Genomic DNA, 20,063 nt, shown 5'->3' with positions numbered 1-20,063 from the left:
TAATCTTTGATGATATAGTTCTGATCTCATGTGAAAGCATGAGAGCTAGGCAGAAATGACCTAGCCACTCAAAATTTGAGGAGTAACAAAAAAGCGTGGAGCGCAAATGATAATGTTGACGGATTGGCATCCCGACATTATTGAATTCATTATTTCTAAAATGCAAAATCCGAGAATTCTTCGATTCTTAATTGAAAATACAAATGATGAAACGATTAAAAAACATGCAAAAGATAAACTTAAATTCACTCCTCTAACATTACAGGAAACGGCAATGTACCAGGGAATTGCGAATTACAAAAACATTCCAGGTTATGGTGGATTTGATGGAAATATCATTGCTGATGCAGAAGAAAAATTAGCAACCGGTGGTAATTACACCGTTCATAATTCTGAATTCCTAACTGGAGCAAACATTTCCGTTTGCTTAACGAAGGAGTTTATGGAAGCTGTTGAAAATGATGGTGAATATGAACTTCGTTTCCCATATGTTGAACACTACAACGAAGAGGAAATGAAAATTTACAATGAAGAATGGCATCAAGTTGGTGACGTAAGAGAGTGGGAAAGACTTGGTCATAAAGTGCGTGTTTACAAAAAAATTAAAGCCAAAGAGTTATGGAATTTAATTAATATTTGTGCTACCTACTCCGCAGAACCGGGAATATTTTTCATTGATAACGCAAACGACATGACAAATGCAAAAGCATATGGACAACAAGTCGTTGCGACAAATCCGTGTGGGGAGCAACCTCTCGCACCATTTTCAGTCTGTAACCTTGCAGCTGTGAACCTTGCGGAAATGGCAGATAAGGAAACTAAAACAGTTGATTTTGAAAAGTTAAGGAAAACAGTAACGGTCGGCGTCAGAATGCAGGACAATGTCATCAACGCTACCCCTTACTTCCTGGATGAAAATAAAAAGCAAGCACTTGGTGAACGCCGTGTCGGTCTAGGTGTAATGGGCTTACACGATTTACTTATCTATTGTGAAACCGAGTATGGTTCACCTGAAGGTAACAAACTTGTTGATGAAGTATTTGAAACAATTGCTACAACAGCTTATCGAACTTCAATTGAATTAGCCAAAGAGAAGGGAAGTTTCCCATTCTTAACTGGTAATACACAAAATGATACAAATCGGTTACGACAAGCTTTCATTGAAACAGGATTTATGAAGAAAATGCCTGAAGATGTCCGCCAATCGATTTTAGAAAACGGAATAAGAAATTCACATTTGCTAACTGTTGCTCCGACGGGATCCACTGGTACCATGGTTGGCGTTTCCACAGGCTTAGAACCTTATTTCTCATTCTCGTATTTCCGCAGTGGACGTCTAGGTAAATTCATTGAAGTGAAAGCAGATATTGTACAAGAGTACCTAGATCAGAACCCAGAAGCTGATGCAAACAATCTTCCGAACTGGTTCGTAGCAGCGATGGAGCTAGCCCCGGAAGCACATGCAGACGTTCAATGTGTGATTCAGCGTTGGATTGACAGCTCAATCAGTAAAACTGTCAATGCACCGAAAGGGTATAGCGTAGAACAGGTAGAAAAAGTTTACGAGCGCTTATACCGCGGAGGTGCCAAAGGCGGAACAGTTTATGTGGACGGCTCAAGGGATTCTCAGGTTTTAACACTTAAAGCTGAAGAAAATACTAATGAACAATTATCAATGTTTGATAAAAAATCGAAGCAGCATGTTGTTCTTGTTGATACCATCAGCGACCTGCGTTCTACAGACGTAACGATTGGTTCTGAGGTTGGCAACACATGCCCAGTCTGCCGTCAAGGGAAAGTAAAGGAAATCGGCGGCTGTAATACTTGTACAAATTGCGGTGCTCAATTAAGGTGCGGTCTATAAAGAATTCAAAGTGGGATGGATGTGACTTTAAAATAAAGATTGATTTTTTACAATAAAGATTGATAATTGACAATAAAGTTTGATAAAAAATAACCCATTTGGTTTTCTATACCAAATGGGTTATTTTTGTTTTTTCAGAAAATGGAAAGGTGAGTGAATGAATGTCTAAACGCCCCTGAAGGTAGCATTAAATTTATTGCTGAAGATGCCACTACAGCTTTAGAAAAATGTAAACTAGAGAGAGATGCGCAATCGGGCGCTATTGTTGAAGATTACAGTGAGAAAATTATCATCCCTTGTCTTCCCGATTTGGTTTAAAAAGTGTGACTTTTTATTATGTAGAGTGTGTCTATAAGTGTGACTAAAAATGAGAAAAATATGGTAACGGACATTTTGTTCTGCCGATAAGTTTATCGGCAGATTTTTTGCGAATTATGTACTCCACTATTTCAAATGCAAAAGCGAGGGGGAACAAGATGCACAACTTTTTAAAAGGTTTATGAGCGGAACAGAAGAGAATGTGAAGGATTTTACTTAAGCTGGGGCAGTTTAGTTGAAGAAGGATATTTTCTGTTTTAAGCGAATTAAAATTACAAACAAACCTTAAACGAATACAGGTATTGAAATAACAGGAACATAGGAGGTATGAGATATGAAGATCAATAGAATAGATCATGTGAGTATAAACGTAAATAATATTTCAGAGGCTAAAGCGTTTTTTCTTGATTTAGGACTTGAAGTGCAAGCGGAATGGGAATTGGATGGAGAACAGTTGGACAGAATAGTTGGGCTTAATGATGTTAAAACGGCATGTGTAGGATTGGGGATGCCAGATGGTCAGGCATGGATAGAGCTAGTCAAATTTTATACGCCGTCAGATGAAAAAGATATTCAGCAACCTTTTGCAAATACGCTGGGTATCCGACATATTTGCTTTGCTGTTGAAGATATTGAAGCTATTGTTGCAAAATTGAAAAAGAAGGGCACAGAAGTCTTTAGTGAGATACAGCAATATGAAGAAAGTTATAAGCTATGCTACGTTCGTGGTCCAGAGGGAATTATTTTAGAGTTGGCGGAGAAAATCAGATAATTATTGAATGGGACTTTAAATGATTTAGATATCCAACTTTAAAGATTTTTTCTTAAACTATCGGGTCGTTAGTTTAGGTTGAAGGTCGCTGCGGCGGTCTTTTTCCTTTTTGTACTATCGAAGCAGAATAGTGAGATAAGATAATGAGGGCTGACTAATGGGATTTTGAGGAGTTACTTGGGATAGAAGAAAGTAAACGTTTGCATTTAAATGTAATTATGCGGTAAAATGAGAATAACTCTATTTGGATAGAAAGGATACAGGAGAACACGTATGCCAAAATTTACTTTGTAATGATCAATAAATTGGATAGCATCACCCTCAAAAAACAATGTTTTTTTCTCAGGGGGTAGTATGCCCATTTTTCTCATTACAAAGGAACCAAGCAACCCTGTAGTCTCGATGCGAAAGGAGGTCCTTGTGTAGGATCTCCTTTTTAATTTTTTCAATTTAATTTTATACCTCGCTGCAAGATATCCAAATAGATGCTTGCGTTCCTTTATCTTATTAAGAGGTGAAGGATTAATGTTAAATATAGCATTCCACTGGAAACTTTCTCAAATACCAGAACGAGCTGTAAAGAAGCACTGCAAAATGTGTGGCAGATTATCAGTTTTTACGGACACCAATGTGCGAAGGCATAACGCAAACGGAAAAAGCATATACAAATATGCGATTTATAAATGCGAAAAAAATCATACGTGGAACAAAAAGTTAGCTATTTATAAAACGTTCTCTGAGCATGTTGCTGAAATTGAGGAGCAGAAAGAAGAATATTCAATTATGTCAGCCATACCAATAACCAGCTTAGCAGAACAAGGAGTAAAGGTGATACACATTGTACTAGATGATGTGATAGGAAAACATCGAATTGATAAAGTGCTTGCAAACCAAATTGAGGATTGGAGTCGATCACAGATCATAGGAAAGATTGAAAAAGGAACGATTCAATTAAATGAACAAGTCATTAAACCTAGTTCAAGATTGTCAAAGGGAGAACGCATTTCCATTTTCATTTGATGAAAAACATTTAGCAACCGAACTAAACTTTAAAACCTTTCCGTGTCTATAAGTAGTTATTTAGAGTTTAGAAATATTTGATTGACAATTTGATAAATTTAAACTATTATCACTTTAGTTAATTAAAAAATTGAATGTACATTTTTCTTCTTATCCAGAGAGGTGGAGGGACTGGCCCTTTGAAGCCTCGGCAGCAGGTTCTTATGAATACTGTGCCAATTCCATCAAGCACACTGCTTGAAAGATGAGAAGAGGGTAATAAAACTCTCTTCTTAGGAGGAGAGTTTTTAATTTATACATAAATCCAACTTAAATAATAGGAAAACTATAGAATTAGAATAGTAGAGGAGAGAATACAAATGAAATATGGTTTTTGGTTACCGATTTTTGGAGGCTGGTTACGTAATGTGGAGAATGAAAATATGCCGCCTACCTTTGATTATGCAAAGAAAGTAATACAATCTGCTGAAAAATGGGGATACTCAACTACCTTAATAGCTGAATTATATTTAAATGATATAAAAGGACCGGAGCATGACTCACTTGAAGCTTGGTCTACAGCAGCAGCCCTTGCAGCAGTGACGGAAAAAATTGAAATTATGACTGCGATTCGCCCTGGTTTTCATAATCCTGCTGTAGCGGCCAAAATGGCAGCAAATATTGATCAAATCAGTAATGGGCGTTTTACTCTTAACGTTGTTTCTGCTTGGTGGGCAGAAGAAGCACGTCAATATGGGGGTATTTTTACAGAACATGATGAGCGTTACGCTCGTACCGAAGAGTTTATTGATGTACTAAAAGGTTTATGGACAGAAGAAACCTTCAATTATTCTGGTCAATATTACGAATTAAAGGATGCGAAGCTTGCACCGAAACCTGTTCAAGGACCAAACCCGATTCTTTATGCAGGCGGTGAAAGTGAAAAAGGTAAGCAAACCATAGCGGAAAAATGTGATGCTTATGTTATGCACGGTGGTACAGTTGAAGAGATTGATCAAAAAATAACCGATATGAGGGCACGCCGTGAACAAACTGGCAGTGCGCCATTTAGTTCATTTGGCATGGCTGCTTATGTTATTTGCCGTGATACAGAAGAAGAGGCTCTGGCTGAGCTTGAAAAAATCACGACTGTGAAAGACACTAGCGGATATGCTGGCTTTAAAGATTTCACTACTAAATCACAATTAGAGCAACAAATCCAATTACAGGATTACTCTGTATCCAATCGCGGCCTGCGACCGAACTTAGTAGGAACACCTGAGCAAATTGCAGATCGAATTTTACAATATGAAGAAGCTGGCATAGATTTATTGCTATTGCAATTTTCACCTCAATTAGAGGAAATGGAACGCTTTGCAAAGCAGGTTATACCGTTAGTTGAACAAAAACGTAGTTTAATAAAGAACTAGTGAGGGGACATAATGATGAGCAAGGTATATGTGATACATGAAAATAGTGAGTGGACAGTTCATTTAACAAAAAGGTTAGCGGAACTTGGTGTTCCTTATGAAGAATGGCATTTGGACGAAGGAACGCTAGATTTATCAAAAGAGCCGCCAGAAGGAATCTTCTATAGCCGAATGAGTGCATCTTCTCATACACGTGATCATCGTTTTGCAGCTGAATTTTCTGGGCAAGTATTGGCTTGGCTTGAAGCACATGGACGTACGGTGTTAAATGGAACGAGTGCTCTAAAGCTAGAGGTAAGTAAGGTTTTACAATATTTAGAGTTAAACAAGTATGGTGTTAAGACTCCAAAAACAATTGCAGCGGTTGGAACACAAAACATTTTACAGGCAGCTAAAAGCTTTGAAGGACAGTCCTTTATTACGAAGCATAACCGCGCCGGTAAAGGCTTAGGAGTTCAATTATTCCATAGTATAGAAGCTCTAAAAGCTTATGTGGAAGGACCTTCTTTCGAAGAACCGGTCGATGGAATTACCCTTATTCAAGAATACATTCAATCTCCTGAAAGCTACATAACCCGTTGTGAGTTTGTAGGAGGAAACTTTGTTTATGCCGTTAAGGTTGATACTTCGGAAGGATTTGAACTTTGCCCAGCGGACGCATGCCAAATTGGCGATTTATTCTGCCCGGTAGGAGAAAAAGTAGAAGAGAAGCCTAAGTTTCAAATCATTGAAGGTTTTGAGGACGAAATTTTAGAAAAATATAAAAAGGTTCTAGCTGGTAATAAAATTCAAGTTGCTGGAATCGAGTTCATCAAAAATGCTGAAGGTGAAATTTTTACTTACGATATTAATACAAACACGAACTATAATTCTGATGCAGAAGCAGAGGCTGGAAAATACGGAATGCTGGAAGTAGCTTTATTATTAAAGAAGACATTAGAAGAAAAATACGTATTAACAGCAACGGCTTAATTTAGAGAAGTAACGGAAATTTCCTTAGAATTACCTGATATTGAAAGGGATATTGAAAATCTTCTTGATTTAATTAAAAAAGAAGAAATCCCCATAATGTTAAGCTTGTACAAATTTCTGAATTAAATCTAAAAGGAGTATGATCGTCTGGGCAGGTTAGTTTAAGTTGCCCGAAAAAAAGATACTTCCCGTCCGATCACTCACTAAGAAGAATAAACAGCTCAGCTCTAATAAATTATATCAATAAAATTTTGTAACTAAATTGTAATCTCGCTGTGACGCCGTTGTTACCCTTTCCTTGTATAGTGTGAGTATCAAATCAAATCACTCCAAGGGGGAATAACATTATGCTAAAAAAATTCATCACAGCACTTGCGATTACAATTGGACTTAGCTCAGTGTTCGCCACTACGGGTGATAAAGCAGAAGCGGCTTATTATCATACAAAAGCAATTTCAGTTGCCAAAGCAAATCTCGGTGTTCCATATAAATGGGGCGGAATAACACCAAGGGGTTTTGATTGCTCAGGTCTTATAAAATACTCATTCGCTCAGGCTGGGAAAGTTTTACCACGTACAGCGGCTGAAATGTATTATACAAAAGGTTATCGTGTAAGTTCTATACAAGCAGGAGACTTACTGTTTTACGCACCAAACAAAGCAAGTAAACCAACACATGTCGCGATGTATATCGGAGCAGGTAAGATGATTATGGCTTCTTCGTCAAAAGGCGTAATGATAACCTATACTAATAACAGTTACTGGAATCCAAAATATATTGGCGCAAAACGTATATAAGCAATGGAAGAGAACATCGGCCAGTCCGATGTTTTTTTCTGTTTCTAAATAATATTGGAGCTGCCGCAAAATTGTCGAAATCTCTACATATTAACTTCATATCGTCAGGTTACTATTATATTAACAAGACAAATGAAGTTTATTAAAAATAGGGAAAAATAAAAAGGTGATTCAATGTACAATTTAATGAGTCAATTTAGTTCATTTATCAGTAAGCCGTTTTTTGAGATGGCCAATAGTCTGGAATCCTGGCCTATTCTATTTGCCTTTATTTTAGGACTCGTGGGCGCACTTGCGCCGTGTCAGCTTACAGGCAATATTAGTGCCGTCACACTTTATGGGAATAGTTCCATCCAAAAGAAAATCATGTGGAAGGATGTTTTCAATTTTACACTTGGAAAAATAGCTGCCTTCTCCTTATTAGGCGGCCTAGTGTGGCTGCTGGGAAAGGGAATCGAACAAAACTTAATCCTTTATTTTCCTTGGATCCGCAAGCTGATGGGTCCGTTATTAATCATCGTTGGTATTTATTTGTTAGGCTTCATCAAATTAACAGGGACATTCAACTTGTTTAAGGGGTCAAAGGAATACAAGCTTGGACATCCACTCGGTTCTTTTATGCTGGGATTTAGTTTTTCACTTGCTTTTTGTCCAACTATGTTTATTTTGTTTTTTGTCACCTTAATGCCACTCGTCTTATCAAGTTCCTATGGATTTATTCTCCCGTCCATCTTTGCGGTTGGTACCGCCTTACCATTATTATTTGTCATTTCCCTTATTTGGTACCTTGGCGGAAGCGGTGCATTAACGAAAAAAGGTAGAAGGTTTGGTACCATTATTCAACGAATAGCAGGTGCTGTAATACTCCTATTAGGAATATTTGATACCATAACCTATTGGTCATTATGAACAAATTGTGAAGGTTGATAAAAAACCTTTACATAGGGTAGGGGGGTATAGTAGAATAATGTAAAGCGTGGCTTAATAAAAAGCTTATAAAAGGAGAGATTATTGATGGAAAAAGTAACATTAAACGTTCAAGGAATGTCTTGTGATCATTGTGTGAAAGCAGTAGAAGGAAGTGTAGGAGCACTAAACGGTGTTGGTTCTGTAAAGGTAAACTTAAAAGCAGCTACAGTTGATGTGGAATATAACCAGCAAAAGGTTTCATTGGATGAAATTAAAGAAACCATTGATGATCAAGGTTACGACGTAAAATAATAAAGTGAAAAGACGTGCTAACTATTAGCACGTTCTTTTCGCAAAAATATATACCTATATGGGGTATAAGGAGTTGGCTTTTATGAGTCAAAGCTTAAAAGAAACGAATTTGCAAATTTCGGGGATGACCTGCGCCGCATGTGCGACAAGAATTGAAAAGGGACTAAATAAACTAGCTGGCGTAGAGTCAGCAAATGTTAACCTTGCCTTGGAGAAATCCGCAATAAAATATGATCCATCACAGATAAATGTTGATGATATTGAAAAGAAAATCAGAGATTTAGGATACGACGTTGTAATGGAGAAGGCAGAGTTTGATATCACCGGAATGACTTGTGCCGCATGTGCAACAAGAATAGAAAAGGGCTTGAATAAGTTAGATGGTGTCGTTAAGGCTAATGTAAATTTGGCGCTTGAAAAAGCAACAGTTGAGTTTAACGGCTCAATGCTTACGAATAATGATGTCATAAAAAAAGTTGAATCCCTTGGCTATAAAGCCCAAATAAAAGAAGAGTCTAAAGAAACAAGCGACCATCGCCAAAAAGAAATTGCTAAGCAATCGAAAAAATTTATCTTTTCTGCAATATTGTCATTGCCGCTTTTATGGGCAATGGTTGGCCACTTTTCATTTACCTCGTTTATTTATGTACCGAAAATATTTATGAATCCTTGGTTCCAGTTAATTTTAGCTACACCAGTTCAATTCATTATAGGAGGTCAATTTTACGTAGCTGCGTATAAGGCGATTAAAAATAAAGGTGCCAATATGGATGTACTCGTTGCCTTAGGTACATCAGCAGCCTATTTTTATAGTTTATATTTATCAATTATGTCGCTTGCCGATGGTGCTCATAGCGTAGATCTATATTTTGAGACAAGTGCTGTCCTTATCACATTAATTATCTTAGGAAAGCTTTTTGAAGCAAAAGCAAAAGGGCGTTCCTCGGAAGCCATTAAGAAATTAATGGGTCTTCAAGCGAAGACGGCGATAATTGAACGTAATGGTATTGAAATGGAAATCCCAATTGAAGAAGTTGTGGTTGGGGATATTCTCCATATTAAGCCCGGTGAGAAGATTCCAGTGGACGGAATCATTATTGAAGGTCAATCAGCCATTGATGAGTCCATGCTAACGGGGGAAAGTGTCCCAGTGGATAAAAAAATGGGTGATGAGGTAATCGGTGCTACACTTAACAAAAATGGCTTCTTAAAAGCTGAAGCGACAAAAGTTGGCAGGGATACGGCGCTAGCGCAAATCATTAAAGTGGTAGAAGAGGCACAAGGTTCAAAAGCTCCCATTCAAAGGCTCGCCGATAAAATTTCCGGAGTATTTGTGCCGATAGTTGTAGCCATTGCGGTGATCACTTTTATTGTTTGGTATGTTTGGGTTGCCCCAGGAGATTTTGCAGATGCCTTAGAAAAAATGATAGCGGTTCTAGTTATCGCGTGTCCTTGTGCATTGGGATTGGCAACACCAACGTCTATTATGGCTGGTTCCGGCCGCGCGGCTGAATATGGAATTCTCTTTAAGGGTGGAGAACATCTGGAAATGACCCATCGAGTAACCACAGTTGTATTGGATAAAACAGGTACGGTAACAAATGGAACACCGGTTTTAACGGATGTTCTCCCGAAAGGTTCGTTTGTTCCGGAAGAATTTTTAGCATTAGTTGGGTCAGCTGAAAAGCAATCCGAACATCCACTTGCACAAGCGATTGTTCAGGGTATTAAAGACAAAGGGATTCCATTAAAAGAAGTCACTGAATTTGAGGCTGTTCCAGGGTTTGGAATTAAAGCAATCGTAGATGGAAGACAAATCTTAGTTGGTACGAGAAAACTAATGAATCAATATAAAATTGAAATTGCTGATGCCCTAGGTAAGATGGTGGAATTGGAGAAAGTAGGAAAAACAGCGATGCTTGCTGCTGTTGACGGTCAATATGCCGGTACTGTCGCTGTAGCCGACACGATCAAAGAAACTTCCAAAACAGCCATTAGCCGCTTAAAGAAAATGGGACTTGATGTCATCATGATTACGGGTGATAATCAGCAGACGGCGGGAGCAATCGCTGCTCAAGCTGGAATTGATCATGTAATTGCCGAAGTTCTTCCAGAGGGGAAGGCGGATGAAGTTAAGAAATTACAGGCGCACGGTAGGAAAGTGGCCATGGTCGGAGATGGAATTAATGATGCCCCGGCACTTGCGATTGCAGACATTGGAATGGCGATTGGTACGGGTACAGATGTTGCAATGGAAGCTGCTGATATCACCTTGATTCGCGGCGATTTAAATAGTATTGCTGACGCAATTTTCATGAGTAAAAAAACGATTACTAATATTAAACAAAATTTATTCTGGGCGCTGGCTTATAATTCGCTTGGCATCCCTGTCGCAGCCCTTGGGTTTCTTGCACCTTGGCTTGCCGGCGCAGCGATGGCCTTCAGCTCCGTTTCAGTTGTACTAAATGCCTTGCGTTTACAAAAAGTGAAGCTTTAAAGATTGGAAAACACGAAAGAAAAAGGCTGACACATAATTGTCAGCCTTTTTCTACTTTTACACTATTAGTAGCTAGTATACTGAATATACAGAGAAAAAAATCCTTTTTGCAAGGGTGATATTTATGAACGATATTTTATTGGTTGAAGATGATTTAAGTGTATCCGGGGTTATCAAAGCATATCTAGAAAAAGAAGGATATCAGGTTCATTCCGCTGCAACTGGTTTAAAAGGAATCGACATTTTTAAGGCATCCAAAATTACATTAGTTATTCTTGATTTAATGCTGCCTGATATCAGTGGTGAAGAGGTTTGTAAAATAATAAGACAAAGATCGGATGTTCATATTTTTATGCTGACGGCTAAGGGTTCATTAAATGATCGAATCGAAGGATTAAATCTTGGAGCTGATGAATATCTGATTAAACCATTTAGTCCAAGAGAACTGACCGCCAGGGTAAATGCTCTTTTCCGGAGACTAAATGGTAGGGTTCATTCTTCAAGCGTTATTTTTGATGATGGAAATCTAATGATTGATTGTGAGAAAAGATTGATTAAAACTTGTGGCAAGGAAATACCATTTACCCCAAATGAATTTAATATCTTACGGACGCTAGTTGTGAATAAAGGGAAAGTATTATCTAGAGAACAGCTTATTGATAAATTATATGGTGAAGATTTTACCGGATTTGACCGGACGATAGATGTCCACATCAAAAATATTCGTAAGAAAATCGAAACAGATACAAAGAGCCCTAAATATATTATGACGGTGATGAAAGCAGGCTATAAATTTGGCGGTGGGGTTTAGTTGTATACCATCAGCAGAAAATTAAGCATTTTATTTATTGCCTGTACCATTTCAGCTATCCTGCTTGTTACCTTGTTTGTTAATCTAACCGTTACGAATAAGTTTAACGATTACATGGTAGACATACAGAATAAAAGGTATCAAAGAATCGTTACCTATTTAGAGGACGTTTATAAAAGGGAAGGTAAGTGGACGGAAAATACGGGAATAGAACTAATGCACGAAGCCTATATGGGCAATTATTGCTTAACACTTATGGATCAACATAAAAAACCTGTCTGGGGAATGGACCCAAATGCAATTAATAAACAGTTAAATATGAATTCTATGCCTGTTCAGGAAACTGGTGTTTACACCACTAAATCTTTTGAAATAAAAGTAAACAGTAGGATTGTCGGATATGTCGATATTGGACAGTATTCAACTATACTCCTAACGGAAGAGGATGTAAACTTTAAAGGTTCGATTAATAAAAGTATTGTTGCGAGTGGAATACTAACCCTTATTATAATAAGCGGCTTTAGTCTTTATTTTTCAAAACAATTTTCGGATCCGATTAAAGAAGTTGCCAAGACGTCAGTAAATTTATCAAGAGGAAATTATGAGACCAAATCAAGTATCAAAAGTAATTTAATTGAGCTTAAGGATTTACAAAAAAGCGTCAATGTTTTAGCTGGAAAATTAAAGTATCAGGATATACTGAGAAAAAGGTTAGTTTCAGATATCTCACATGAAATTAGGACGCCGTTACATGTCCTGCAAAACAACCTAGAGGCGATGATTGATGGGGTTTTTCCCGTGACAACAGAAAAATTACTTTATCTTAATGAGGAAGTAATTAGGTTCGGAAAATTAATTAATAACTTAAACATTTTAAAGGAATTTGAAGCTGAAAGTACAAAGCTTAAGTATGAAACGATTTTTCTTGATGAATTCATAACTGAAATAAGTAAAGATTTTAATTTGGACGCCGATAAAAAGAACATTATGGTGGATTTGAATATCCAACAGAATCATAAATATTTGGTAACTGGCGATAAGGACAAATTAAAACAAGTATTTATTAACTTATTCTCTAATTCCCTTAAATTTACTGAACCAAAAGGCAGGGTGTTAATTAAGTTATATGAAAATGATAATAAAATTACTGTAGAAATAAGTGACAATGGAATCGGAATTAAGCAGGAAGATTTGCCGTTTATCTTTGAAAGACTTTATCGAGGAGATATGAGCAGGCACCAAATAGAAGGAAATGGTATTGGCTTAACAATAGCGAAGAATATTCTACAGCTTCATAATGCAAGTATTGAGGTTGAAAGTAAAGAAGGAAAAGGAACGAAGTTTACGATTTGTTTTCCAAAGAATGAAACCAGTTAATATAGAATCTCATTCATAAAAAGAGCCTTGTTAAGGAGTATTCCTAATCAAAGCTCTTTTGATTTTTCTATTGGAGGTATTTACTTCTAATTTCCTCTAAGTTAACAGAATTACTATCATCCACAACATCTATCACTCCGATTAATTCTTCCTCATTTAAATAAATTCCGTAGGAACCGGCTTTTTCTATGTTAAATTCAACATCAACGGATCCTTTTTCACCGGTGAAATCAGTAACAATTTCTTGTGTATTTGAGTTCATAATCAAGAAGTACCCATCCGGAGTATCAAATGATGTTAAATCAATTGCCATCTTCGTCTTTATCCCTTTATTAACGACAATAATCAATGGTTCTAATTCATAACCGCTTCCTTTAATAACTATTGTTTGCTCATTATTTGTTACCTCTGCCTTTTTGATTAGTCTATCAGTAGCAACCTTGCTGAAGTCAGTACCATAAATGCTAGGCTTTGTTTGAGCAGAGGCTTGGGCGGTAGAACTAGTTGTTGAATCAATTCCTGTTGCTTCGCTGCTAGATGTTTTAATTTCCTTTAAATCATCTACTACTTTAATTACTCCTCGTTTCATACCCATCCAACAGCTAAATGGGATATCTTCATTACCGGGAGTGAATTCAATGATGTTTTGTCCACTTTGCAATTTCTGCTCTAAATTCATAGCAGGCATCACAATGGTATTATTGCAGCCGGTTATCTGCTCACCGTCTACGACCCATTTAACAGGCATTCCCTTTTGAACATATAGAGTATTCGGAGTATAGCCATATATATTAGCCGTCATATTGAGAACCTGGACCCCATCCTTAATGGTTGCTTTGGTTGCATTAGATGCTGAGGCAGAACCGCCGAAAGCACCGATATTAGAAAGAATCGAAGCAGGACTAATATTCATTCCTGCAAGTGCCAGCCCTCTATTACTCATTACTAGTCCAAGAACGACAATAAGTATACCGCTAAATTTAAGGATTTTCTTTGTATAGCCTTTACTTAAAAGGCCTGATAAAGCTCCGAAGGTCAGCATGAGAGGAAGGGTTCCTATGGCAAACATGAACATGGATAGGGCGCCGCTAAGCGCACTGCCTGTTCCTAAAGCATACAGCTGCATGGTTTGCAGCGGGCCGCAGGGCATTAACCCATTTAGCATGCCAACAAAAAACGGTGTTTTAGGTTTGGGTTTACTTAATAATTTCAATGCGAAAGTAGGCATTTTGAGCTGAAACTTTCTGAACGCTTTAAAGCCTGCCATATTAAAGCCCATCATAATCATTAATATCCCGGCAAAAATTTGCATCATAGCTTTAGTCGTTAGCGATAGAGCAAAAACGGAGCCAATCGCGCCAACGATTCCACCAATAATGGTATAGGCTGTAACTCTTCCAAGATTATATAAAATAGCCGGTTTCATTGCGTCAAATTTGTTTTTGCTTTCCTTTCCGATGGTTTGGGAAAGCATAATTCCACCGCACATTCCAACACAATGAAGGGAAGTAATCAACCCTACAACAAATAAAACAGCATAGGAGGCATTTTTGAGTTTATCTTCCATATTAAAGCTGCCGGTATTTATTCCAAGGAGCACAATAGCGGCGACGACGATGATTATTCCAATAAACTTAAAGCCCTTGCCATTTTCTGTACTGTAGCCGACACGATTAATCGCATCCTTGATTTGAGTAATGCTGCATAATTTATCATTAAACTTAATATCTGTAAACTGGCCAGTAAAATTTGCTTTTACGTCCGAAACCCCATCCAATTTCTTTAAAGTTCTTTCAATTCGCTTTTCGCAAGATGTACAGGTCATATCGTACACCTTAATTCTTTCCTTCCTAATACTCATACAAATCCCAGCCTTTCAAATCATTAAGGATAGGAAAAGGTTACGAAATAGATATGTTGATGATATGAAGAAACAAAGTACTTCGGTGAACATTTTGTAGACAAAATAGAAATATATAATGACCAAAAATTTAATTCTTGTCTGCTGTACTATTTTCACTATGAGCCGATTAAAGATGTAACAATGAGTTCATCTTTAGGAGTGACTGCCATGAAAATAGACGGTGTTTTTTCAGGAGGCGGAATTAGAGGATTTACAATCGTTGGTGCCTATGAAGAAATTGAAAACAGGGGATTTCAGTTTGCAAGGGTTGCAGGAACAAGTGCAGGATCCATCGTAGCCGCCTTAATCGCTGCAGGTTATACGAGTAAAGAAATTTATCAATTGGTCGATGAGTTTGATCTGCTCAAAATGCTCGATACCCGTAAATCGATCATTCCCTTTCCGATTGCTAAATGGCTGCTTGTATACTGGAGATTAGGACTCTATAAAGGAAATGAACTTGAAAAATGGATGAAAGAGAAACTGGAAGCAAAGGGGTTAAGAACATTCTCCGATCTTCCTCCCAAAGCCCTCAGGGTGATTGCATCAGACCTATCGAAGGGACAAATGATTGTTTTGCCAGATGATTTAGAAAAATACGGGATACCACCAGGTTCGTTCTCGATCGCAAAAGCGATCAGAATGAGCTGCAGTATTCCTTATTTTTTTGAACCAGTTAAATTGCGTTCACTAGATGGAATGAGCATAATCGTGGATGGAGGAGTACTTAGTAATTTTCCGATGTGGCTTTTTGATAAGGATAATGTAAAAAAGGTCAGGCCCGTACTTGGTATCAAACTTAGTCCAAGTGAATATGAACATGAAAAACATGAAATAAAAAACGGTATTCAATTATTTGGCGCCTTATTTGAGACGATGAAGGATGCCCATGATCAAAGATATATTTCCAAAAAGCATGTGGAAAATATTATTTTTATTACTGCGGAAGGAGTTTCGCTAACCGAATTTAATTTAACCGAAGAAAAAAAGCGGGAATTATTTGAAATAGGCCGAGAATATGCAAAAAAGTTCTTAGATAATTGGAGTTATTAAAAAAAATCGAGTGTCATAACGACGCTCGATTTTTCTTTTTCCCCTTTTTCCCGTCGATAACGGTTAGGTGAGCAGGAGATTTCTTTTTTGTCTTGTTGCCCTTTTTTAATGTTGTTAACGATCCAAGAGAAGAGGTCTTTGCTGCCCCGTCCCCGCTCTTTTGCTGCAATCGCTTTTTTGACTTTTTTGCTGCTTTAAGAAATGCTCGCTGCTCTTTTTTTTGTGGGCTTGAAGATGAAAACTTCCGAACAAGGAAATAAATGAGCAGACCGATTATGGCAAAGACAGCTATTTTCTGTAGGAAACCGGCAGGATTAGCTGTAAATGAACTAAATAGACCAAGTAAGGCTAGAATGATAAGTCCCCCAACGATAAAAACTGATGTCCGATTTTTCAAGAAAGCCACCTCCCTAAGAGCATCATAAGCATTTTTACTAGCTTTTAAACACGTGAAAACTAAGAATTAGACAATTTCTTTATTTTCTAGTTCGTACTCAGTTACCTTTTCTCGTCTAAGCAATTCATTAAAGGAAAGAATAGCTACTTCTACTTGGTCATTATTTGGCTCTTTTGTCGTTAACAGCTGGAGCCAAAGTCCGGGATAGCCAAAATACTTCAACACGGGAATATCTCTTAGCTTGTTAGTAACCTGAAGGACTTCAAAAGAAATTCCTAGTACAACAGGTATTAGAAGAAGACGATCGACAACCCTTAACCAGAGCGGTGTCGTAGGAACCAGCATATAAACAAAAACACCAACGATGACAGTAAATAGGATGAAACTGCTGCCGCAGCGAAAATGCAGTCGTGAATGGGCCTGCACATTTTCAACCGTCAGCTCAACCCCAGATTCAAAGGTGTTAATTACTTTATGCTCAGCACCATGGTATTGAAACACTCTTTTTATGAGCGGGGTAAGCGAGACAAAATAGATATAACATAGGAGCAGCACAAGCTTAAAAAACCCCTCCACTAAAACCTGTGCAAAATCCGATGGAAATATTGGTTTCGTTAGCACTGCTAGAAAAACAGGGACTAATGTAAAGGCAAATTTTCCAAATAAGAAGGAAATTACTCCTATCGCAGCAACTCCTAAATACATTGTCAACTTAGAGACTTCTTTTTCCTTTATTGTGTCATCTTCTTTTGGGTCGACATCAAATCTTTCAGTCGAAAAGTTTAAATGTTTTGATCCATTGGCACTTGCTTCAATAATGGCAATGATTCCTCGAAGAAACGGAATTTTTTTTAAGCTAGTTAAAGCTGGATTTGCTTTCCGCGGTAAATGAAAGTATTCAACAGATCGATCTTTTCTGCGAACCGCGGTCACATAATGATGTTTCCCGCCAAACATGACTCCTTCAACGACCGCTTGGCCGCCATAAACAGGTTTTTGAGAATTGGACATGTAGTTTAACACCAACCTATATCAAAAGTTGCACAATAGCAGAAATGGAAAAAATCTGTTTGTACTTACTTTTATTCTACTAGAAAAATGAAAAAACCTCTAGGATGACATAATATTTCCATTAAAATTAGAAAAAATATTTTTCCATGTAAGGATTAACATTCTAAGGGCATAATATTAGCGAATTTAGTATAGATTTTCCATTTTTATTGTGATGCTTGAAAAATCACCTTTTGGGATTAAGCACTCCTAAAACTTAAGGGAAGCGGAGGATGTTACAATGGTAAATGAACAGGAAAGCGTAAATTATCCAAAACCGATGTCATTTTGGGCTATGGTATTTTGGACTGGTTTATTTGGAGGAATTTTTTGGGGAACGATTGGCTTTTTTGCTTACTATTTTAATTTTACAGAAATTCGTCCAAATGTCATACTAGAACTATGGGTTCTGGGAGACTGGAAACATGGGTGGTTGGGAACCGTAATATCCATTATTTTACTGGGTGTGTTTTCTGTATTCGCTGCGTTTATTTATTATGCTGTTCTAAAAAAATTCAAGGGTTTTTGGTTTGGTATTGGCTATGGAATCGTTTTGTTCTTATTGGTATTTTTTATTCTAAATCCTCTTTTTCCAGGGATGAAACCGTTTAATGATTTAAACATGGATACAATCATAACCTCGTTTTGCTTATATATCCTATATGGAATTTTTATTGGTTATTCCATTAATTATGAGTATCAAATTAATAATGTACAAGAGAAAGAGGCTTCAACCTAAGTTCGGATTAGTCGGAATTGTTAGGTTGTGATAAAATATTTTTGTCCACAAGGATTAGAAAAGGAGAGTGGAGACGATTGGAAAAAATAAAAAGACTGAGATCTAATTTTTCAAACCACGGAATTGATGGAATTCTGATTACAAGCCCATTTAACCGCCGCTACATATCCAACTTTACTGGCTCTGCCGGTGTCGTATTAATTAGTGCAGACAAGGCACTGTTTATTACCGATTTCCGTTATATTGAACAAGCCACAAAGCAATGCCAAGGATTTGAAATTGTAAAATTTTCTAGTTCCATTCCTGAAGAAGTCGCTAAACTTGCAAAAAATTTAGGGATTCAGAAACTTGGATTTGAAGAGGATTATCTAACATGCTCCTCTTTTAAATTATATGATAAAGAAGTGGAAGCTGAACTTGTTCCAATCACAGGTGTCATAGAAAAATTACGCTTGATAAAGACCGATGCAGAGATTAAGATATTAAAGGTAGCGGCAGATATTGCCGATGCGGCTTTTAAACATATCTTGGATTTTGTTCGTCCTGGGAAAACGGAATTAGAGGTATCGAATGAATTGGAGTTCTTTATGAGAAAGGCCGGTGCCACTTCCTCTTCCTTTGATACGATTGTTGCTTCAGGGTATCGCTCAGCACTCCCTCATGGTGTTGCCAGTGATAAAGTAATCGAAGCTGGCGATTTCGTAACAATGGACTATGGTGCTTACTATAATGGTTATGTCTCTGATATTACCCGGACAATTGCTGTAGGTGAGCCTGACGAGAAGCTGAAAGAAATTTATGAGATTGTTCTTGAAGCACAGCTAGTAGGTATGGCTGGAATTAAACCTGGGATGACGGGTAAGGACGCAGACGCGTTAACAAGAGACTACATAACTGAAAAGGGCTATGGAGAATATTTTGGGCATTCAACAGGACATGGTATTGGACTTGAGGTCCACGAAGCCCCGAGTCTTTCAATGAAATCTGAAGTCATTTTAGAAACTGGAATGGTGGTTACATGTGAACCAGGTATCTACATTCCGGGACTAGGCGGCGTTCGGATTGAGGATGATGCTCTATTAACCGAGGATGGGAACCAAGCCCTTACTCATTCCACAAAAGAACTAATTATATTGTAATGAATTTAGGAGGATTTTAAGATGATTTCTGTTAACGATTTTAAAACAGGTTTAACAATTGAAGTGGATGGCGGGCTTTGGCGCGTTTTGGATTTCCAACACGTAAAGCCAGGAAAGGGAGCAGCGTTTGTTCGCTCAAAGCTGCGTAACCTTCGTAATGGAGCGATTCAGGAAAAAACCTTCCGTGCTGGCGAGAAAGTGGAGAAGGCACAAATTGATAACCGCAAAATGCAATATTTGTATGCCAGCGGCGATCAACATGTATTTATGGATATGGAATCCTACGAACAGGTAGAACTTCCTGCTGCAAACATTGAATATGAACTAAAGTTTTTAAAAGAAAATATGGAAGTACACATTATGATGTTTAATTATGAAACCCTTGGAGTAGAATTACCAAACACGGTTGTTTTAGAAGTAACGGAAACAGAACCAGGAATTAAAGGAGATACATCTTCCGGCGGAACAAAGTCTGCTACCCTTGAAACAGGACTTCATGTTCAAGTTCCTTTCTTTATCAACCAAGGTGACAAGTTAATCATTAATACAACAGAAGCAGCTTACGTTTCACGTGCGTAATTTATTTAAAGGTCTTAATCCGAAAATATCGGACAAGGCCTTTTTTTATTTTGGCTGTGTTAAAGAATATAGTTGATTTTGAACACAATGTTGATTGGAGTGGAAGGCGCGAGACTCCTGCGGGAGCAGCGGGACAGGTGAGACC

General features: G+C 37.6%; 18 protein-coding genes, 1 pseudogene and 1 riboswitch. Of the genes and pseudogenes, 16 read left to right on the top strand and 3 right to left on the bottom strand.

Translation table 11 applies throughout. The features are described 5' to 3' along the window. Positions 1–91: 91 nt before the first annotated feature. The 12 genes and pseudogenes from ACIQCO_RS18285 to ACIQCO_RS18230 all read left to right on the top strand — a co-directional run. Positions 92–1,864 (top strand): annotated as a pseudogene (locus tag ACIQCO_RS18285) (vitamin B12-dependent ribonucleotide reductase); the annotation flags it as partial. 153 nt (positions 1,865–2,017) lie between these two features. Then, complete coding sequence (locus ACIQCO_RS18280) at positions 2,018–2,182, top strand: hypothetical protein (protein WP_400430903.1); 165 nt, start codon at positions 2,018–2,020, stop codon at positions 2,180–2,182. 334 nt (positions 2,183–2,516) lie between these two features. Next, positions 2,517–2,954: a VOC family protein gene (locus ACIQCO_RS18275; protein WP_400430901.1), complete on the top strand. Its 438-nt coding sequence runs from the start codon at positions 2,517–2,519 to the stop codon at positions 2,952–2,954. A gap of 525 nt (positions 2,955–3,479) precedes the next feature. Then, positions 3,480–3,974: a S4 domain-containing protein gene (locus ACIQCO_RS18270; protein WP_400430899.1), complete on the top strand. Its 495-nt coding sequence runs from the start codon at positions 3,480–3,482 to the stop codon at positions 3,972–3,974. Positions 3,975–4,121: 147 nt separating this feature from the next. Beyond that, positions 4,122–4,225, top strand: a riboswitch (SAM riboswitch). Positions 4,226–4,333: 108 nt separating this feature from the next. Further along, positions 4,334–5,383, top strand: a complete 1,050-nt coding sequence (locus ACIQCO_RS18265; RefSeq protein WP_400430897.1) for an LLM class flavin-dependent oxidoreductase — start codon at positions 4,334–4,336, stop codon at positions 5,381–5,383. 15 nt (positions 5,384–5,398) lie between these two features. After that, positions 5,399–6,355: an ATP-grasp domain-containing protein gene (locus ACIQCO_RS18260; protein ID WP_400430895.1), complete on the top strand. Its 957-nt coding sequence runs from the start codon at positions 5,399–5,401 to the stop codon at positions 6,353–6,355. A gap of 347 nt (positions 6,356–6,702) precedes the next feature. Beyond that, positions 6,703–7,152 (top strand): C40 family peptidase, encoded by a 450-nt coding sequence (locus tag ACIQCO_RS18255; RefSeq protein ID WP_400430893.1) that lies wholly within the window; start codon positions 6,703–6,705, stop codon positions 7,150–7,152. A 174-nt stretch (positions 7,153–7,326) separates the two neighbouring features. Next, the gene (locus tag ACIQCO_RS18250) at positions 7,327–8,061 is read left to right on the top strand and encodes an urease accessory protein UreH domain-containing protein (protein ID WP_400430891.1); all 735 of its coding nucleotides are present in this window, start codon (positions 7,327–7,329) and stop codon (positions 8,059–8,061) included. A gap of 105 nt (positions 8,062–8,166) precedes the next feature. Continuing rightward, the gene (gene copZ, locus ACIQCO_RS18245) at positions 8,167–8,373 is read left to right on the top strand and encodes a copper chaperone CopZ (RefSeq protein WP_066089774.1); all 207 of its coding nucleotides are present in this window, start codon (positions 8,167–8,169) and stop codon (positions 8,371–8,373) included. 82 nt (positions 8,374–8,455) lie between these two features. Continuing rightward, positions 8,456–10,870, top strand: a complete 2,415-nt coding sequence (locus ACIQCO_RS18240; RefSeq protein ID WP_400430888.1) for a heavy metal translocating P-type ATPase — start codon at positions 8,456–8,458, stop codon at positions 10,868–10,870. A 124-nt stretch (positions 10,871–10,994) separates the two neighbouring features. Then, positions 10,995–11,681, top strand: coding sequence for a response regulator transcription factor (locus tag ACIQCO_RS18235; RefSeq protein WP_400430886.1), 687 nt, complete (start codon positions 10,995–10,997; stop codon positions 11,679–11,681). Next, positions 11,682–13,058: a sensor histidine kinase gene (locus tag ACIQCO_RS18230; RefSeq protein ID WP_400430884.1), complete on the top strand. Its 1,377-nt coding sequence runs from the start codon at positions 11,682–11,684 to the stop codon at positions 13,056–13,058. A 67-nt stretch (positions 13,059–13,125) separates the two neighbouring features. Here the strand turns inward: ACIQCO_RS18230 and ACIQCO_RS18225 are convergent, their stop codons facing one another. Then, complete coding sequence (locus tag ACIQCO_RS18225) at positions 13,126–14,919, bottom strand: urease accessory protein UreH domain-containing protein (RefSeq protein WP_400430882.1); 1,794 nt, start codon at positions 14,917–14,919, stop codon at positions 13,126–13,128. Positions 14,920–15,129: 210 nt separating this feature from the next. On the opposite strand from ACIQCO_RS18225, the gene ACIQCO_RS18220 reads away from it, so the two are divergent. Continuing rightward, positions 15,130–16,014 carry a patatin-like phospholipase family protein gene (locus ACIQCO_RS18220; protein ID WP_400430880.1) on the top strand — a complete coding sequence of 295 codons (885 nt, stop codon included), beginning with the start codon at positions 15,130–15,132 and terminating at the stop codon, positions 16,012–16,014. Positions 16,015–16,027: 13 nt separating this feature from the next. Here ACIQCO_RS18220 and ACIQCO_RS18215 read toward each other — a convergent pair whose 3' ends face one another. Then, a complete protein-coding gene (locus ACIQCO_RS18215) occupies positions 16,028–16,420 on the bottom strand; it encodes an SA1362 family protein (RefSeq protein ID WP_400430878.1) in 393 nt (130 codons plus the stop codon). 57 nt (positions 16,421–16,477) lie between these two features. After that, positions 16,478–17,422, bottom strand: a complete 945-nt coding sequence (locus ACIQCO_RS18210; protein WP_066089763.1) for a DUF1385 domain-containing protein — start codon at positions 17,420–17,422, stop codon at positions 16,478–16,480. A gap of 280 nt (positions 17,423–17,702) precedes the next feature. Here ACIQCO_RS18210 and ACIQCO_RS18205 point away from each other — a divergent pair, with 280 nt between their 5' ends. From ACIQCO_RS18205 to efp, 3 genes are all read left to right on the top strand, one after another. Beyond that, complete coding sequence (locus ACIQCO_RS18205) at positions 17,703–18,200, top strand: YqhR family membrane protein (protein WP_400430876.1); 498 nt, start codon at positions 17,703–17,705, stop codon at positions 18,198–18,200. A gap of 77 nt (positions 18,201–18,277) precedes the next feature. Continuing rightward, positions 18,278–19,339 (top strand): M24 family metallopeptidase, encoded by a 1,062-nt coding sequence (locus ACIQCO_RS18200; RefSeq protein WP_400430874.1) that lies wholly within the window; start codon positions 18,278–18,280, stop codon positions 19,337–19,339. 21 nt (positions 19,340–19,360) lie between these two features. Then, positions 19,361–19,918, top strand: coding sequence for an elongation factor P (gene efp, locus ACIQCO_RS18195; RefSeq protein ID WP_066089753.1), 558 nt, complete (start codon positions 19,361–19,363; stop codon positions 19,916–19,918). Positions 19,919–20,063: the final 145 nt, after the last annotated feature.

Source organism: Neobacillus sp. NPDC093127, assembly GCF_044754175.1.
In the GTDB taxonomy this organism is placed as follows: Bacteria; Bacillota; Bacilli; order Bacillales; family Cytobacillaceae; genus Neobacillus.
Note: the sequence above shows the minus strand (reverse complement) of the source record. Positions and strands in the feature narration are given on the sequence as shown.

Excerpts from the sequence above, each read along its gene's own strand:
- ACIQCO_RS18275 (WP_400430901.1), top strand. The coding sequence starts at position 2,517 with ATGAAGATCAATAGAATAGATCATGTGAGTATAAACGTAAATAATATT.
- ACIQCO_RS18270 (WP_400430899.1), top strand. The coding sequence starts at position 3,480 with ATGTTAAATATAGCATTCCACTGGAAACTTTCTCAAATACCAGAACGA.
- ACIQCO_RS18265 (WP_400430897.1), top strand. The coding sequence starts at position 4,334 with ATGAAATATGGTTTTTGGTTACCGATTTTTGGAGGCTGGTTACGTAAT.
- ACIQCO_RS18260 (WP_400430895.1), top strand. The coding sequence starts at position 5,399 with ATGAGCAAGGTATATGTGATACATGAAAATAGTGAGTGGACAGTTCAT.
- ACIQCO_RS18255 (WP_400430893.1), top strand. The coding sequence starts at position 6,703 with ATGCTAAAAAAATTCATCACAGCACTTGCGATTACAATTGGACTTAGC.
- ACIQCO_RS18250 (WP_400430891.1), top strand. The coding sequence starts at position 7,327 with ATGTACAATTTAATGAGTCAATTTAGTTCATTTATCAGTAAGCCGTTT.
- copZ (WP_066089774.1), top strand. The coding sequence starts at position 8,167 with ATGGAAAAAGTAACATTAAACGTTCAAGGAATGTCTTGTGATCATTGT.
- ACIQCO_RS18240 (WP_400430888.1), top strand. The coding sequence starts at position 8,456 with ATGAGTCAAAGCTTAAAAGAAACGAATTTGCAAATTTCGGGGATGACC.
- ACIQCO_RS18235 (WP_400430886.1), top strand. The coding sequence starts at position 10,995 with ATGAACGATATTTTATTGGTTGAAGATGATTTAAGTGTATCCGGGGTT.
- ACIQCO_RS18225 (WP_400430882.1), bottom strand. The coding sequence starts at position 14,919 with ATGAGTATTAGGAAGGAAAGAATTAAGGTGTACGATATGACCTGTACA.
- ACIQCO_RS18220 (WP_400430880.1), top strand. The coding sequence starts at position 15,130 with ATGAAAATAGACGGTGTTTTTTCAGGAGGCGGAATTAGAGGATTTACA.
- ACIQCO_RS18210 (WP_066089763.1), bottom strand. The coding sequence starts at position 17,422 with ATGTCCAATTCTCAAAAACCTGTTTATGGCGGCCAAGCGGTCGTTGAA.
- ACIQCO_RS18205 (WP_400430876.1), top strand. The coding sequence starts at position 17,703 with ATGGTAAATGAACAGGAAAGCGTAAATTATCCAAAACCGATGTCATTT.
- efp (WP_066089753.1), top strand. The coding sequence starts at position 19,361 with ATGATTTCTGTTAACGATTTTAAAACAGGTTTAACAATTGAAGTGGAT.